Annotated in this window: 13 protein-coding genes; 9 read left to right on the top strand and 4 right to left on the bottom strand. The window is 65.5% G+C overall.

Translation table 11 applies throughout. The features are described from left to right. The first annotated feature begins 74 nt into the window (after nucleotides 1-74). The 7 genes from DMX06_RS05980 (at nucleotide 75) to DMX06_RS05950 (ending at nucleotide 5,801) form a co-directional block, all read left to right on the top strand. Nucleotides 75-713 (top strand): peroxiredoxin, encoded by a 639-nt coding sequence (locus DMX06_RS05980; protein WP_028689219.1) that lies wholly within the window; start codon nucleotides 75-77, stop codon nucleotides 711-713. Between the two features lie 357 nt (nucleotides 714-1,070). Beyond that, the gene (ssuE, locus tag DMX06_RS05975) at nucleotides 1,071-1,664 is read left to right on the top strand and encodes an NADPH-dependent FMN reductase (protein ID WP_110735537.1); all 594 of its coding nucleotides are present in this window, start codon (nucleotides 1,071-1,073) and stop codon (nucleotides 1,662-1,664) included. 95 nt (nucleotides 1,665-1,759) lie between these two features. Continuing rightward, nucleotides 1,760-2,725: a sulfonate ABC transporter substrate-binding protein gene (locus DMX06_RS05970; RefSeq protein WP_110735535.1), complete on the top strand. Its 966-nt coding sequence runs from the start codon at nucleotides 1,760-1,762 to the stop codon at nucleotides 2,723-2,725. Between the two features lie 60 nt (nucleotides 2,726-2,785). Next, a complete protein-coding gene (gene ssuD, locus DMX06_RS05965) occupies nucleotides 2,786-3,934 on the top strand; it encodes an FMNH2-dependent alkanesulfonate monooxygenase (protein WP_110735533.1) in 1,149 nt (382 codons plus the stop codon). Nucleotides 3,935-3,945: 11 nt separating this feature from the next. Further along, nucleotides 3,946-4,743, top strand: coding sequence for an aliphatic sulfonate ABC transporter permease SsuC (gene ssuC, locus DMX06_RS05960; protein WP_110735531.1), 798 nt, complete (start codon nucleotides 3,946-3,948; stop codon nucleotides 4,741-4,743). Continuing rightward, nucleotides 4,743-5,555: an aliphatic sulfonates ABC transporter ATP-binding protein gene (gene ssuB, locus DMX06_RS05955; protein ID WP_110735529.1), complete on the top strand. Its 813-nt coding sequence runs from the start codon at nucleotides 4,743-4,745 to the stop codon at nucleotides 5,553-5,555. Before ssuC ends, ssuB begins: the two co-directional genes overlap by 1 nt. A 30-nt stretch (nucleotides 5,556-5,585) precedes the next feature. After that, entirely contained in the window at nucleotides 5,586-5,801 is a 216-nt protein-coding gene (locus DMX06_RS05950; RefSeq protein WP_008095172.1) for a TOBE domain-containing protein, read from the top strand. 118 nt (nucleotides 5,802-5,919) lie between these two features. Here DMX06_RS05950 and DMX06_RS05945 read toward each other — a convergent pair whose 3' ends face one another. The 4 genes from DMX06_RS05945 to DMX06_RS05930 form a co-directional block, all read right to left on the bottom strand. Continuing rightward, on the bottom strand, nucleotides 5,920-6,552 hold the full coding sequence (locus tag DMX06_RS05945; protein WP_110735526.1) for a TetR/AcrR family transcriptional regulator: 633 nt from the start codon (nucleotides 6,550-6,552) through the stop codon (nucleotides 5,920-5,922). Then, a complete protein-coding gene (gene gshA / locus DMX06_RS05940) occupies nucleotides 6,552-8,129 on the bottom strand; it encodes a glutamate--cysteine ligase (protein WP_181427784.1) in 1,578 nt (525 codons plus the stop codon). The genes DMX06_RS05945 and gshA overlap by 1 nt, the downstream gene beginning before the upstream one ends. Nucleotides 8,130-8,370: 241 nt before the next feature. Next, nucleotides 8,371-8,754, bottom strand: a complete 384-nt coding sequence (locus DMX06_RS05935; RefSeq protein ID WP_110735521.1) for a PaaI family thioesterase — start codon at nucleotides 8,752-8,754, stop codon at nucleotides 8,371-8,373. Beyond that, complete coding sequence (locus DMX06_RS05930) at nucleotides 8,754-11,078, bottom strand: Tex family protein (RefSeq protein ID WP_110735519.1); 2,325 nt, start codon at nucleotides 11,076-11,078, stop codon at nucleotides 8,754-8,756. Before DMX06_RS05930 ends, DMX06_RS05935 begins: the two co-directional genes overlap by 1 nt. 228 nt (nucleotides 11,079-11,306) lie before the next feature. On the opposite strand from DMX06_RS05930, the gene ompR reads away from it, so the two are divergent. Both ompR and DMX06_RS05920 read left to right on the top strand, forming a co-directional pair. Then, complete coding sequence (gene ompR / locus DMX06_RS05925) at nucleotides 11,307-12,047, top strand: osmolarity response regulator transcription factor OmpR (protein ID WP_110735517.1); 741 nt, start codon at nucleotides 11,307-11,309, stop codon at nucleotides 12,045-12,047. 94 nt (nucleotides 12,048-12,141) lie between these two features. After that, nucleotides 12,142-13,455: an ATP-binding protein gene (locus DMX06_RS05920; protein ID WP_110735515.1), complete on the top strand. Its 1,314-nt coding sequence runs from the start codon at nucleotides 12,142-12,144 to the stop codon at nucleotides 13,453-13,455. Nucleotides 13,456-13,489: the final 34 nt, after the last annotated feature.

Genomic DNA, 13,489 nt, shown 5'->3' with positions numbered 1-13,489 from the left:
TTATTCTTTTTATTTTTATTCGGAAGCAGGCACATTGAACCCACAAGGCCAGACACAGCACAGGAGCCGCTTCCATGAGCCTCAAACTCGGCGATATCGCCCCCGATTTCGAACAGGATTCCAGCGCCGGCAAGATCCGCTTCCACGAATGGCTGGGCGACAGCTGGGGCGTGCTGTTCTCCCACCCGGCAGACTTCACCCCGGTGTGCACCACCGAGCTGGGCCTGACCGCCAAGCTCAAGGAAGACTTCGCCAAGCGTGGCGTAAAAGCCATCGCCCTGTCGGTGGACCCGGTCGACTCGCACCACAAGTGGATCGATGACATCAACGAGACCCAGAACACCGTGGTCAACTTCCCGATCATCGCCGATGCCGACCGCAAGGTCTCCGACCTGTACGACCTGATCCACCCCAACGCCAGCGACACCCTGACCGTGCGCTCGCTGTTCGTCATCGACCCGAACAAGAAGGTGCGCCTGACCATCACCTATCCGGCCAGTACCGGGCGCAACTTCAACGAGATCCTGCGGGTGATCGACTCGCTGCAGCTGACCGACAACTACAAGGTCGCCACGCCAGGCAACTGGCAGGACGGCGACGAGGTAGTGATCGTGCCTTCGCTCAAGGACGAGGACGAAATCAAACGGCGCTTCCCGAAAGGGTACCGGGCGGTGAAACCCTATCTGCGACTGACCCCGCAACCGAATCGATGAGGTATTGCTCGTTGCATTGCTCTTAGCCAAGCAGGGATCTTCGGGCCGTTTCGACGGCCCTTTTTTATGTCTGACAGAAAGCTACGCATATCCCCTGTAGGAGCGGCCTTGTGTCGCGAAAGGGCCGCATAGCGGCCCCGGCATTTTCTGCACTTCTGCTGAGATCCTGGGGCCGCTGCGCGGCCCTTTCGCGACACAAGGCCGCTCCTACAGAGAAAATAACGTAATATCTCTAAACGGAATAAATAAATGAAAAAATATGATTTATAGATATATATGACGAACTGTTAATGTCACTTCCATCCAGCGGGGACAACCCCTCGCGGCCCTGCAATCGAATCGAAGGAAGCGCTTTCAATGCTGGTTGTTTCTGTCGGTGGTAGCCCCAGTCTTCGTTCACGCTCCGGCGTGCTGCTAGAACGCTCACGCGACTGGCTGCAGGAGCGCGGCGTCGAGGTGGTGACCTTCCAGGTGCGGGAATTCCCCGCCGAGGACCTGCTCCACGCGCGCTTCGACAGCCCGCAGGTGCGTCACTTCAATGAACTGGTGGCCCAGGCCGATGGCCTGGTGGTTGCCACCCCGGTGTACAAGGCGTCGTTCGCCGGCGCCCTGAAGACCTTGCTCGACCTGCTGCCCGAGCGTGCCCTGGAACACAAGGTGGTCCTGCCGATCGCCACCGGCGGCAGTATCGCCCACATGCTGGCCGTGGACTACGCCCTCAAGCCCGTGCTGTCGGCCCTCAAGGCGCAGGAGACCCTGCAGGGGATCTTCGCCGACGACAGCCAGGTCGCCTACGGCGAAGGCGCCAGGCCCGCGCAACTGGCCGCTGCCCTGGAGCAGCGCCTGCAGGATTCGCTGGAAACGTTCCACAGCGCCCTGGCGCGCCGGCCTCGGCCGGTGGTACCGGGCGAACTCAACGAACGCCTGATCAGCGCCCGTTGGAGCATCTGATCCCTCGCTACACCGCTTGACCGTTTTTCCCACCTTACTCGCCCGTCAACGAGGCAAGCAGGTGCTACCCGAACCCATTCGCACAGGAGAGCGCCATGCGCACAGTCTTCTTGCGTCGCGGTCTGGTCGCCCTGTTTGCGGCGGCTGTGTCCTTCGGCGCCATCACTCAAGCCCAGGCCGAGAGCCTGCGCATTGGTTACCAGAAATACGGCACCCTGGTGCTGCTCAAGGCCAAGGGCTCGCTGGAAAAGCGCCTGAAGGAGCAGGGCATCGACGTGCAATGGACCGAGTTCCCCGGCGGGCCGCAACTGCTCGAAGGCCTCAACGTCGGCTCGATCGATTTCGGCGTGACCGGCGAAACGCCGCCGGTGTTCGCCCAGGCCGCGGGTGCCGACCTGCTGTACGTCGCCTATGAGCCGCCAGCCCCCCACAGCGAGGCGATCCTGGTGCCGAAGGGGTCGACGATCCAGTCGGTGAAAGAGCTCAAGGGCAAGAAAGTGGCCCTCAACAAGGGCTCCAACGTGCACTACCTGCTGGTGCGCGCCCTTGAAGACGCCGGCCTCAAGTACACCGATATCCAGCCCGTCTACCTGCCACCGGCCGACGCCCGCGCCGCCTTCGAGCGCGGCAGCGTCGACGCCTGGGTGATCTGGGATCCGTACCAGGCCGCTGCCGAACAACAGCTGCAGGCACGCACCCTGCGTGACGGCAAGGACCTGGTCGACAACCACCAGTTCTACCTCGCCACCCGCAGCTATGCGACCCAGCACCCGGCGGTGATCAACACCCTGGTCGAGGAAGTGCGCGCCGTGGGCGAATGGTCCCGGGCCAACCCGCAGCAGGTCACCGACCAGGTCGCGCCACTGCTCGGCCTGCCCGCCGACATCACCCTGACCTCGGTCAAGCGCCAAGGCTACGGCGCCGCGCCGCTGACCCCGGAAGTGATCGCCGCGCAGCAGAAGATCGCCGATACCTTCCAGGCCCTGAAGCTGATTCCCAAGCCCTTGAGCATCAAGGACGTGATCTGGACACCCCCGGCCAAGGTCGCCAGCGCGCCTTGAACGATTCGCCTGCGCCGGGGCGCCGCTCCGGCATGAGCCACCCTTGAGGAGACAACTCCAATGAGCCTTAACATCTTCTGGTTCCTCCCCACCCACGGTGACGGCAAGTACCTGGGCACCAGCGAAGGCGCCCGCGCCGTCGACCACGGCTACCTGAGCCAGATCGCCCAGGCCGCCGACCGCCTGGGCTTCGGCGGCGTGCTGATCCCCACCGGACGTTCCTGCGAGGACTCCTGGCTGGTGGCGGCGTCGCTGATTCCGGTGACCGAGCGCCTGAAGTTCCTGGTGGCCCTGCGCCCGGGGATCATTTCGCCGACCGTGGCCGCGCGCCAGGCCGCCACCCTGGATCGCCTGTCCAACGGGCGTGCGCTGTTCAACCTGGTGACCGGCGGTGATCCTGACGAACTGGCCGGTGATGGCCTGCACCTGAACCATCAGGAACGCTACGAGGCGTCGGTGGAATTCACCCGTATCTGGCGCAAGGTGCTCGAAGGCGAAACCGTTGACTACGACGGCAAGCACATCCAGGTGAAAGGCGCCAAGCTGCTCTACCCGCCGATCCAGCAGCCGCGTCCGCCGCTGTACTTCGGTGGCTCCTCCGAGGCCGCACAGGACCTGGCCGCCGAGCAGGTCGAGCTGTACCTGACTTGGGGCGAGCCGCCGGCGGCCGTCGCCGAGAAGATCGCCCAGGTGCGCGAGAAGGCTGCCGCCCAAGGCCGTGAAGTGCGCTTCGGCATCCGCTTGCACGTGATCGTGCGGGAAACTAACGAGGAGGCCTGGGCCGCCGCCGACATGCTCATCTCGCACCTGGACGATGACACCATCGCCCGTGCCCAGGCTTCACTGGCGCGCTTCGACTCGGTCGGCCAGCAACGCATGGCCGCCCTGCATGGCGGCAAGCGCGACAAGCTGGAAGTGGCGCCGAACCTGTGGGCCGGTGTCGGCCTGGTGCGTGGCGGTGCCGGCACCGCGCTGGTGGGTGATGGCCCGACCGTCGCGGCGCGGGTCAAGGAATACGCTGATCTTGGCATCGACACGTTCATCTTCTCCGGTTATCCACACCTGGAAGAGTCGTACCGCGTCGCCGAGCTGCTGTTCCCGCACCTGGACGTGCAGCGCCCGGAACAACCGAAGACCGGTGGCTACGTGAGCCCGTTCGGTGAAATGGTCGCCAACGACATCCTGCCCAAGTCCGTGTCGCAGAGCTGAGGACCGGGGCCATGAGTCGAGCATCCCCAACCACCTGGTCCAAGCGCTTGGCGCCCTGGGCCCTGCCGGTCCTGCTGCTGGCGGTATGGCAGCTGGCGGTCAGCGCGGGCTGGCTGTCGACCCGCATCCTGCCCGCGCCGAGCGCAGTGGTCAGTGCCGGTGTCGAGCTGGTGCGCAGCGGCCAGCTCTGGACCCACCTGGCCATCAGCGGCTGGCGTGCCGGCCTGGGCTTCGTGATCGGCGGCAGCCTCGGCCTGTTGCTGGGCTTCATCACCGGCCTGTCGAACTGGGGCGAGCGCCTGCTCGACAGCTCGGTGCAGATGATCCGCAACGTGCCGCACCTGGCGCTGATCCCGCTGGTGATCCTGTGGTTCGGCATCGATGAGTCGGCAAAGATCTTCCTGGTGGCGCTGGGGACGCTGTTCCCCATCTACCTGAACACCTACCACGGGATCCGCAATGTCGATCCGGCGCTGGTGGAGATGGCGCGCAGCTACGGGCTGTCTGGCTTCGCGTTGTTCCGCCAGGTGATCCTGCCGGGAGCGCTGCCCTCGATCCTGGTCGGCGTGCGCTTCGCCCTGGGCTTCATGTGGCTGACGCTGATCGTCGCCGAGACCATCTCGGCCAACGCCGGCATCGGCTACCTGGCGATGAACGCCCGCGAGTTCCTGCAGACCGATGTTGTGGTGCTGGCCATCGTCCTGTACGCGGTGCTCGGCAAGCTGGCCGACCTGGCCGCCCGGGGCCTGGAGCGGGTGTGGCTGCGCTGGCACCCGGCGTACCAGGTGGCGAAGAAGGAGGGCGCATGATGACCGTGCTCAAGGAACAGCCGCCACGCCTGCTGCGTGGCATCCCCCTGGCGGCCCGGGACCTGCGTCGCACCTTCGGCCAGCGTGAAGTGCTGCGTGGCATCGACCTGCACATTCCGGCCGGCCAGTTCGTCGCCATCGTCGGTCGCAGTGGCTGCGGCAAGAGTACTTTGCTGCGCCTGCTGGCCGGGCTCGACCAACCCAGCGCCGGTCAACTGCTGGCGGGGGCCGCGCCGCTGGCCGAGGCCCGCGAGGATACCCGCCTGATGTTCCAGGATGCGCGCCTGCTGCCCTGGAAGAAGGTGATCGACAACGTGGGCCTGGGCTTGTCCGGCAACTGGCGGCCCCGCGCCCTGGAGGCATTGGAGGCGGTCGGCCTGGTCGATCGCGCCAACGAATGGCCGGCGGCGTTGTCCGGTGGCCAGAAACAGCGGGTGGCCCTGGCCCGGGCGCTGATCCACCAGCCGCGCCTGCTGCTGCTGGACGAGCCATTGGGCGCGCTGGATGCCCTGACCCGCATCGAAATGCAGCAACTGATCGAGCGCCTGTGGCGCCAGCACGGCTTCACCGTGTTGCTGGTCACCCACGACGTCAGCGAAGCCGTCGCCGTGGCCGACCGGGTGATCCTGATCGAAGACGGCGCCGTCGGCCTGGACCTGGTCGTCGACCTGCCACGGCCACGGGTGCGGGGTTCGCACCGCCTGGCGGCGCTGGAAAGCGAAGTGCTCAACCGTGTTCTGTCCGTCCCGGGCACGCCGCCGGATCCGGAACCTGTAGCCCCCTTGCCCACGCAGTTGCGTTGGGCTCATTGAATCCTCGAAGCCGCAAAAAGGAATGACGCCATGACCATCAAAGCCATCAACGTTCGCAACCAGTTCAAAGGCACCGTGAAGGAAATCCTCGAAGGCCCGGTACTGTCGGAAATCGACGTGCAGACCGCCTCCGGTATCGTCACTTCGGTGATCACCACCCGTTCCGTAAAGGAGCTGGAATTGCAGGTCGGCAGTGAGGTGATCGCCTTCGTGAAATCGACCGAGGTGTCCATCGCCAAGTTGTGATGGTATCGGGGGGCGCTTTGCGCCCCAATCGCGACACAAGGCCGCTCCCACGGAAGTCGCGTTCTCCTGTGGGAGCAGCCTTGTGTCGCGATTGGGCCGCGCAGCGGCCCCAAGGATCTCAAACTGTACGCTTGGCCAGATAAGGCGGCAGATACAGCCCCAGATACGCCTCGAACACCCGCATCCCTTCTTCCGCCATGCGCGGCGTGATCGCTTCATGCAACTGCATCGAGCGGGCATACACCCGGTCGCTCAGTTCCATCGCCAACGCGAACACATCCACATCCCGAGGCATCGCCGGCAGCTGGAAATGCCGATCGAACAGCCTGTGCATCAGCTCGCCCAGCTCCAGGTCGTGCTGACGGTCGGCCTGCACTACTTCGCTCAGCCCATGCTGGGCCAGGATCAACTGCCGCGCCGCGGCATCTTCGGTGTAGATGTCGAGCATGCGCTGCTCGATCAGCCGCGACAGTTGCGGCCAGGTACTGAATGCGGTGCTGTCGATGGGCGCGTTCAGGGCCTCGCGAAAAGCCCGATGCACATCGGCGGTCAGCGCCTCCAGCAAGGCCGGCACGCTGGCGAAGAAGTGATACACCGACGACGGCGGAATCTGCGCCCGTTCGGCCACGCTGTAGATCGACAGCGCCGCCACCCCTTGCCCGGCCAGCAGCTCGCGGGCCGCGGCCAGGATCGCTTCGATCCTGGCCTGGCTGCTGGCGCGTGGCTTGCGCGCAGAGGCGGGGCGGGTCATCAGTTGCTGATCGCCAGGATGCTGGCCTGGTAGGCACCGACGAACAGGTCGAAGTCACCCACTTCCTGCTGCTCCAGGCGCGACTGCTCGGCCAGGGATTCGCGGGCGAGGGTCTCGAAGGCCTGCTGGCGCTCGGCGGGCAGCGATTGCTCGCGGAAGTTCTCGGCGTGCAGGCGGCTCTGGCGCAGGGAGAACTGGACGAAGCTTTCGTCGTGCTCGGTCATGCGCGCCAGCACCTGGGCCGATGGCGTCAGCTCAGGGTCGTCGACCTTGGCCTGCTGCGCTTCCAGGGCCTTGGCGTGCTCGTTGCCGCCCTGGGCACGGTCGAGCAGCCCGGCCAGCTGGCCGATCTGCCCGATCAGTTCGCTTGCCCACTCCTTCAGCGCGACCGGCTGACCATCACGGCGCAGTTCCAGGCCTGGGCGACGGCCCTCCTTGACCACGGTGAGGAAGTTGTCGGTGCATTGGCCGCACTCGCCGTTGTCTAGCTGCGGGCTTTCTTCCAGGGCGCAGAACAGCAGGAATGCGTCGAGGAAGCGCGCCTCGGTCAGGTCGATACCCACCGGCAGGAACGGGTTGATATCCAGGCAGCGCACTTCCACGTACTGCACGCCACGTGAGGTCAGGGCCTGGATCGGCCGCTCGCCGGTGTAGGTGACGCGCTTGGGGCGGATGTTCGAGTAGTACTCGTTCTCGATCTGCAGGATGTTGGTGTTCAGCTGCACCCACTCGCCATCCTTGTGCGTGCCAACCTCGACATAGGGCGGGTAGGGCGTGCCGACGGCCTTGCGCAGGCTGTCGGTGTAGCTGGCCAGGTTGTTGTAGCAGGGCGTCAGGCCTGCCTGGGCGTTGCTCTGGTAGCCCAGGTCGCTCATGCGCAAGCTGGTGGCGTAGGGCAGGTAGAGGGTATCGGCATCCAGCTCTTCGAGCTGGTGCGGGCGGCCGCGCAGGAAGCCTTTGTCCAGAGCCGGGGACGCGCCGAACAGGTACATCAGCAGCCAGCTGTAGCGGCGGAAGTTGCGGATCAGCGCGATATAGGCCGAGGACTGGTAGTCGCGGTCGTCCTGCTCGCCGCCTTCGGCATCGCGCAGCAACGGCCACAGCGCTTCGGGCAGGGAGAAGTTGTAGTGGATGCCGGCGATGCACTGCATGGTACGGCCGTAACGCAGGGCCAGGCCCTTGCGATAGACGTGCTTGAGCTTGCCGATGTTCGAGCTGCCGTATTCGGCGATCGGGATGTCTTCCTCGGCCGGCAGCGCGCAGGGCATCGACGGGCTCCACAGGTATTCGTCGCCCAGCTTGGTGTAGACGAAACGGTGGATCTGGTCGAGGCTCTCGAGCACCTTGGCCGGGTCGGCCAGGGCCGGGGTGATGAACTCCAGCAGCGACTCGGAATAGTCGGTGGTGATCTGCTCGTTGGTCAGCGCCGAACCCAGGGCCTCGGGGTGCGGGGTCTGGGCCAGGCGACCGTCGTGGGTCACCCGCAGGCATTCGCGCTCAATGCCGTGCAGGCACTGCTTGAGCAGGTCGATATTGTCGCCGAGCAGGCTCAGGCGGCGGTTGAGGAGGTCGCTCAAGATGGATTCCTTCACGCGTCAGTCGCCCCAATATGGGGGTAGGGATGACGGTCTACAAGGGTAGTTGGGAAAGGAACTGGCGTTGTCGCCTGGTTTACGCGGTTCCGTCGCTGGCCTGTATGCGTCTGATCGCGGGACAAGCCCGCTCCCACAAAGCCTGTGAGCATTCGTGGGAGCGGGCTTGTCCCGCGATCAGGTGTACAGCAATACGCCGAAAATACCGCAGATGGGGGCCTGTCAGCTAGAGAACCGCGAAGGTTCCCTGGGCCTTGGCCACCAGCTTGTCGTCCTGAAGCACGTCGGCGTCGACCACCAGCGTGCGCCGCCCGGCGTGCAGCACCCGGGCGGTGCACAGCACCTCACCCTCGCTGACGGCGCGCATGTAGTTGATCTTGCACTCGATGGTCACGCTCTGCTGGTCGAAGCCATGGCTGGCCGAGCAGGCCAGGCCCATGGCGATGTCCACCAGGCTGAAGATCGCCCCGCCGTGCAGCTTCTGGCCACGATTGCGCAGGTGCGGCTCGAGCGCCAGGGCCACCTCGGCGACGCCTGTGTCCAGGCGTTGCAGGCGGCAGCCCAGCAACTGGCTGAAGGCGCTCTCGACGTACGCTTTCGGTACGTCCATCACTTCTTCTTCAGTTGCTTGGCGTTGGCGAACAGCGACGCCATGGCGTTATTGGCCGGTGCGGCGGCGGTGGTCTCGCGCTGGCGCGGTGCCTGTTGTTGGCGGTTGCCGCCGTTGCCACGGTTGCCACCGCGGTTGCCCTCGACCTTCTCGCCCGGGGTGTCGCTCATGCGCATGGACAGGCCGACGCGCTTGCGCGGGATGTCCACTTCCATGACCTTGACCTTGACCACGTCGCCGGCCTTGACCGCTTCACGCGGGTCCTTGACGAACTTCTCGGACAGCGCCGAGATGTGCACCAGGCCGTCCTGGTGCACGCCGATATCGACGAAGGCGCCGAAGTTGGTGACGTTGGTCACCACGCCTTCGAGGATCATCCCCGGCTCCAGGTCCTTGAGGTCCTCGACGCCGTCCTGGAAGGTGGCGGTCTTGAACTCCGGGCGCGGGTCCCGGCCCGGCTTGTCCAGCTCCTGGAGGATGTCGGTGACGGTTGGCAGACCGAAGCTTTCGTCAGTGAACTTCTTCGGATCCAGACGCTTGAGGAAACCGCTGTCGCCGATCAGCGAGCGGATATCGCGGTCGGTGTCGGCGGCGATGCGTTGCACCAGCGGGTAGGCTTCCGGGTGCACCGCCGAGGCGTCCAGCGGGTTGTCACCGTTCATCACGCGCAGGAAGCCGGCGGCCTGTTCGAAGGTCTTCTCGCCCAGGCGGCTGACTTTCTTCAGCGCGGCGCGGGTGGCGAACGGGCCGTTGGCGTCGCGGTGGGCGACGATGTTCTGCGCCAGGGTCGCGTTGAGGCCGGAGATGCGCGTCAGCAGGGCCACGGAAGCGGTGTTGACGTCGACGCCTACGGCGTTCACGCAGTCCTCGACCACGGCGTCCAGGCCGCGGGCCAGCTTCACCTGCGACACGTCGTGCTGGTACTGGCCGACACCGATGGATTTCGGGTCGATCTTCACCAGTTCGGCCAGCGGGTCCTGCAGGCGGCGGGCGATGGACACGGCGCCACGGATCGACACATCCAGGTCCGGGAACTCGCGGGCAGCCAGCTCGGAAGCCGAGTACACCGAGGCGCCGGCCTCGGAGACCATGATCTTGGTGATCTTCAGGGCCGGGTACTTCTTGACCAGCTCGGCCACCAGCTTGTCGCTTTCGCGGCTGGCGGTGCCGTTGCCGATGGCGATCAGCTCGACCGAGTGCTTGGCGCACAGCGCGGCCATGATGGAAATGGTGCGGTCCCAGTCGTTCTTCGGCGCGTGCGGGTAGACCGTGGTGTGGTCGAGTAGCTTGCCGGTGGCGTCGACCACGGCGATCTTGCAGCCGGTGCGCAGGCCCGGGTCGAAGCCAAGCGTTGCGCGCGGACCGGCCGGGGCGGCCAGCAGCAGGTCGTGCAGGTTGTGGGCGAAGACGTTGATCGCCTCGCCTTCGGCGTTGTCGCGCAGCTCGCCGAACAGGTCGGTTTCCAGGTGGGTGTACAGCTTGACCTTCCAGGTCCAGCGCACCACCTCGCCCAGCCACTTGTCGGCCGGGCGGTTGCGGTTCTCGATGCCGACCTGCTGGCCGATCATCAGCTCGCACGGGTGCAGGGTGCCCGGCAGCTCCTCGCCGACTTTCAGCGAGGCGCTCAGCACGCCTTCGTTGCGCCCGCGGAAGATTGCCAGGGCACGGTGCGACGGCGCGGTGCGCAGCAGTTCGTCATGGGCGAAGTAGTCGCGGAACTTGGCGCCTTCCTCTTCCTTGCCGGCGACCACGCGGGCGGTCAGCACCGCCTCCTGCTTGAGGAAGCTGCGCAGCTTGTCGAGCAGGGCGGCGTCCTCGGCGAAGCGCTCCATGAGGATGTACTTGGCACCTTCCAGGGCGGCCTTGACGTCGGCCACGCCTTTTTCCGCGTCGATGAAGCGCGCCGCTTCGCTTTCCGGGTTCAGCTGCGGGTCGTTGAACAGGCCGTCGGCCAGCTCGCCCAGGCCGGCTTCCAGGGCGATCTGGCCCTTGGTGCGGCGCTTCTGCTTGTACGGCAGGTACAGGTCTTCGAGGCGGGTCTTGGTGTCGGCCAGCTTGATCTCGCGGGCAAGCTCCGGGGTCAGCTTGCCCTGCTCCTCGATGCTGGCCAGGATGCTGGCGCGACGATCGTCGAGCTCGCGCAGGTAACGCAGGCGCTCTTCCAGGTGGCGCAGTTGGGTGTCATCCAGGCTGCCGGTCACTTCCTTGCGGTAACGGGCGATGAAGGGCACGGTCGAGCCTTCGTCCAACAGGCCCACGGCCGCTTCGACCTGTTGCGGGCGTACGCCCAGTTCCTCGGCGATACGGCTGTTGATGCTGTCCATGAAAACCACCTGACAAATAGTGAATGCAAGGCCGCGGGTGGGCATTCATGCCCGGCGACGCTGGGTGAAAGCCGCGCATTATACCCATCGCGCCGGGCTTGCGGTGATGGCACGGCACCAGCCGGCGGGGGGCGAAGGTGGCATGCCGGGAAAAATCTGCTAACAATGCACACGGCACGCGCTGCAGTGGCTACGCCATAATGCGCGGCGATATCAGAGGAGTAATTCATGACCAGCACCGCAAACGCCGTAGAAGGCGACAAGATTCTCATCGTCGACGACGACCCGGGCCTGAGCAGCCTGCTGGACCGTTTCTTCACCAGCAAGGGCTTCCGTGTCCGCACCGTGCCCAACGTCGAACAGATGGACCGCCTGCTGGCCCGTGAAGTATTCAACCTGGTGGTCCTCGACCTGATGCTGCCGGGTGAGGACGGCCTGTCCGCGTGCAAGCGCCTGCGCGCGTCGAACAACCAGATCCCGATCATCATGCTCACCGCCAAAGGCGATGAACTCAGCCGTATCAAGGGCCTGGAGCTGGGCGCCGACGACTACCTGGCCAAGCCGTTCAACCCCGACGAGTTGGTGGCCCGGGTCAAGGCCGTGCTGCGCCGCCAGTCCCCGAGCGTGCCGGGCGCGCCAGGCAGTGAGGAAGAGACCGTTACCTTTGGCGATTACGAGCTGTCGCTGGCCACTCGCGAGCTCAAGCGCGGCGAAGAGACGCACATGCTCACCACCGGCGAGTTCGCCGTGCTCAAGGCCCTGGTGATGCATGCTCGCGAGCCGCTGACCCGCGACAAACTGATGAATTTGGCCCGTGGCCGTGAGTGGGACGCCCTGGAGCGCTCCATCGATGTGCAGATCTCGCGCCTGCGCCGGATGATCGAGCCTGATCCGTCCAAGCCACGCTACATCCAGACCGTATGGGGTGTGGGCTACGTCTTCGTGCCGGACGGAAACGCCGGCAAATGAGCCTGCCGGCTTGTCAGGGCGCAGCAGGGCGACCCACGCGGGTCGCCCTGTTTTCGTCTATGGCGACCGGCCTTTTCAGCACAGTAGTTGATCGATGAAAACGCCTCTCTGGTTCCCGCAAAGCTTCTTCGCCCGCACCCTCTGGCTGGTGCTGATCGTCGTGCTGTTCTCCAAGGCACTGACGCTCGTGTACCTGCTGATGAACGAGGACGTGCTGGTCGACCGCCAGTACAGCCACGGCGTGGCCCTGACGCTGCGCGCCTACTGGGCCGCGGATGAAGAGAACCGTGACCAGATCGCCGAGGCGGCCGGCCTGATCCGGGTGACCGGCGCCGGCGTGCCGGAGGGCGAGCAGCATTGGCCCTACAGCGAGATCTACCAGCGCCAGATGCAGGCCGAACTGGGCGACGACACCGAGGTGCGCCTGCGTATCCACGCACCGCCCGCGCTGTGGGTGAATGCCCCGAGTCTGGGCCCGGGCTGGCTCAAGGTACCGCTGTATCCGCACCCGCTGCGTGGGCAGAAGATCTGGAACGTGCTCGGTTGGTTCCTGGCCATCGGCCTGCTGTCCACGGCATCGGCCTGGATCTTCGTGCGCCAGCTCAACCAGCCGCTCAAGCGCCTGGTGTTCGCCGCCCGCCAGCTGGGCCAGGGACGCAGCGTACGGCTGCCGATCAGCGACACCCCCAGCGAGATGACCGAGGTGTACCGGGCGTTCAACCAGATGGCCGAGGATGTCGAGCAGGCCGGACGCGAGCGCGAGCTCATGCTGGCCGGGGTGTCCCATGACCTGCGCACGCCGCTGACCCGGCTGCGCCTGTCGCTGTCGCTGATGGACAACGACAGCGACCTAAGCGAGGACATGGTCCGCGATATCGAGGACATGGACGCGATCCTCGACCAGTTCCTGGCATTCATTCGGGACGGGCGCGACGAGCCGGTTGAGGAAGTCGACCTCAACGACCTGATCTACGAAGTGGTTGCGCCCTACAACCAGCACAAGGAGCAGGTGCGCCTGTGTCTTGAGCCGATCCCGCCGTTCCCGCTGCGCCGGGTGTCGCTCAAGCGCATGCTGGGCAACCTGATCGGCAACGCCCTGCATCATGCTGGCAAGGGCGTGGAGGTGGCGGCCTATGTGTCGGGCGACCAGAGTGCACCCTACGTGGTGCTCAGTGTGCTGGACCGTGGTGCTGGCATCGACGAGTCGGAGCTGGAGACCATCTTCAACCCGTTCATCCGTGGCGACCGGGCCCGGGGCGGCAAGGGCACCGGGCTGGGGCTGGCGATCGTCAAGCGCATCGCCGCGCAGCATGGTGGCAATGTGGAGTTGCGCAACCGCTCTGGCGGCGGAATCGAGGCGCGGGTGAGGTTGCCGCTGGGGTTGTTGTTGCCGCGTAACGCTGTGTGAAATCAATCGCAGGGCAAGCGCGCTCCCACGACAG

Origin of the sequence: Pseudomonas mosselii (assembly GCF_003205295.1) — a bacterium.
Lineage (GTDB): Bacteria > Pseudomonadota > Gammaproteobacteria > Pseudomonadales > Pseudomonadaceae > Aquipseudomonas > Aquipseudomonas mosselii_B.
Note: the sequence above shows the minus strand (reverse complement) of the source record. Positions and strands in the feature narration are given on the sequence as shown.

What these genes read in the sequence shown, in the direction of transcription:
- DMX06_RS05980 (WP_028689219.1), top strand. Translation starts at nt 75, where the DNA reads ATGAGCCTCAAACTCGGCGATATCGCCCCCGATTTCGAACAGGATTCC.
- ssuE (WP_110735537.1), top strand. Translation starts at nt 1,071, where the DNA reads ATGCTGGTTGTTTCTGTCGGTGGTAGCCCCAGTCTTCGTTCACGCTCC.
- DMX06_RS05970 (WP_110735535.1), top strand. Translation starts at nt 1,760, where the DNA reads ATGCGCACAGTCTTCTTGCGTCGCGGTCTGGTCGCCCTGTTTGCGGCG.
- ssuD (WP_110735533.1), top strand. Translation starts at nt 2,786, where the DNA reads ATGAGCCTTAACATCTTCTGGTTCCTCCCCACCCACGGTGACGGCAAG.
- ssuC (WP_110735531.1), top strand. Translation starts at nt 3,946, where the DNA reads ATGAGTCGAGCATCCCCAACCACCTGGTCCAAGCGCTTGGCGCCCTGG.
- ssuB (WP_110735529.1), top strand. Translation starts at nt 4,743, where the DNA reads ATGACCGTGCTCAAGGAACAGCCGCCACGCCTGCTGCGTGGCATCCCC.
- DMX06_RS05950 (WP_008095172.1), top strand. Translation starts at nt 5,586, where the DNA reads ATGACCATCAAAGCCATCAACGTTCGCAACCAGTTCAAAGGCACCGTG.
- DMX06_RS05945 (WP_110735526.1), bottom strand. Translation starts at nt 6,552, where the DNA reads ATGACCCGCCCCGCCTCTGCGCGCAAGCCACGCGCCAGCAGCCAGGCC.
- DMX06_RS05935 (WP_110735521.1), bottom strand. Translation starts at nt 8,754, where the DNA reads ATGGACGTACCGAAAGCGTACGTCGAGAGCGCCTTCAGCCAGTTGCTG.
- DMX06_RS05930 (WP_110735519.1), bottom strand. Translation starts at nt 11,078, where the DNA reads ATGGACAGCATCAACAGCCGTATCGCCGAGGAACTGGGCGTACGCCCG.
- ompR (WP_110735517.1), top strand. Translation starts at nt 11,307, where the DNA reads ATGACCAGCACCGCAAACGCCGTAGAAGGCGACAAGATTCTCATCGTC.
- DMX06_RS05920 (WP_110735515.1), top strand. Translation starts at nt 12,142, where the DNA reads ATGAAAACGCCTCTCTGGTTCCCGCAAAGCTTCTTCGCCCGCACCCTC.